This is a genomic window from Microcoleus sp. Pol11C2, assembly GCF_036701505.1.
In the GTDB taxonomy this organism is placed as follows: domain Bacteria; phylum Cyanobacteriota; class Cyanobacteriia; order Cyanobacteriales; family Microcoleaceae; genus Microcoleus.
This window is the reverse complement of the sequence record NZ_JAUBQX010000110.1, coordinates 1-1,416: the sequence shown is the minus strand read 5'-3', so window position 1 is coordinate 1,416 and position 1,416 is coordinate 1. Positions and strand designations below refer to the sequence as shown.

Here is a 1,416-nt window from a genome sequence, read left to right as displayed (position 1 = left end):
CAAACCGTGGAGGGCAATGTTTGCCAGTAGCGGAGAAATGACCCCACCCTGTGGCGTACCCTCAGATGTTGCAGTGAACACTCCATCGTCAATTACTCCAGATTTTAGCCAGGATTTTACTTGCCTCCTGACTTTGCCTCTTGTGTTCAACTTTTGGAGTAGTTCATAATGGTTGATGCGGTCGAAACACTTTGCTATGTCTGCATCTAATACAAACTTCGCTTTATGTTGAATACAGAATTTAATCTGCATAATAGCATCGTGGCATGACCTGCCCGGTCTAAAACCATAGCTGTTTGGCTCAAAAATTGCCTCCCATTCCGGCTCAAGTGCGGATTTTACTACGGCTTGTAAGGCTCTGTCGTACATCACAGGTATTCCCAGCGGGCGTTTTTCATTACTTCCTGGTTTTGGTATCCAAACTCTTCTAGTCGGTTTGGATCTGCCAGTTAGTTTTAATTCCCTTGCCAGTTCTAGACGTTCTGCTGGGGATAAGCTTTTAAGCCCGTCCACTCCTGCCGTCTTTTTACCAGTATTGTCCTGACTTACCCTTCTTACTGACAAAATCCTATTAGACCAAGACCTCATCAGCGTCTTTTGAAGTTTACGAACTTTCTTGACATCTCCACGACGGGAAGCAGCGAAAATGCGTTTTTGCAACTTGAAAACATATCTTTCAGCTTGACGCCAATTAATAGCTTTCCATCCCTCTGTATTTGTTTCCAAATCAGATTTAGGCTTGTCCATTACTAATTACACCTTTTCACTTAATCACCTTCGCGGTTTACGTCTGCATATCCTGGGTATTACCCCATCCCTTTTTCGGCATTACCTGTTATTTCAGGTTAGGCATTAGCTTCTTAAACCATCCCAGCCTTTTGCAGCCTGTAGCCTGACAGCGTACCTCAACAATTGATTTTGAAGAGGAGCATACAAAAGGGTTACTTCGTTCCTACTTTCCATTGATTAAATCCGTTAGGGTTTGTCTTTCCGCCGGGGTTCTAGGTTGTGCGCTATCTCGGTAGTAGAATCCTGATAGTCCTTACCCTTGTCAGATATTCCTGACACAGAAGTTCAGATTTCTCTGAGCGAGCTTATATCCTCTGGTAATAAGTTACGACGGTTATATCAACAATTCGTTAGCTTGCGCTTCTACCCCACGACTTCATTACTGGAGTAATGATTCGGTTATAGGATTTTTGCTTGCGGTGTCGGTATTCAGCTATCCCGATTGCCCGCGTTCACCCTCGCTTTACACAAAGGTTGTCAATCTTTGTGTAGAGGAAACCAGATTTTAACTCTGGTTCTTTGTGTGCTTTCAATCACGCACCATGATGTCAGGACTTGATTTATTGTGGATTTTAGTTATGATGTTGATTTGCGCCTTCATCTTTCCCGTTTTCCCCTAGTTTTCTT

Annotated in this window: 1 protein-coding gene; it reads right to left on the bottom strand. The window is 43.4% G+C overall.

Going from position 1 to position 1,416, the window contains the following annotated elements; all coding sequences use genetic code 11:
• Positions 1–747: reverse transcriptase N-terminal domain-containing protein (locus tag QUA42_RS27450; protein WP_333141822.1), on the bottom strand; the 747-nt coding region annotated here is incomplete at its 3' end.
• Between the last annotated feature and the right edge of the window lie 669 nt (positions 748–1,416).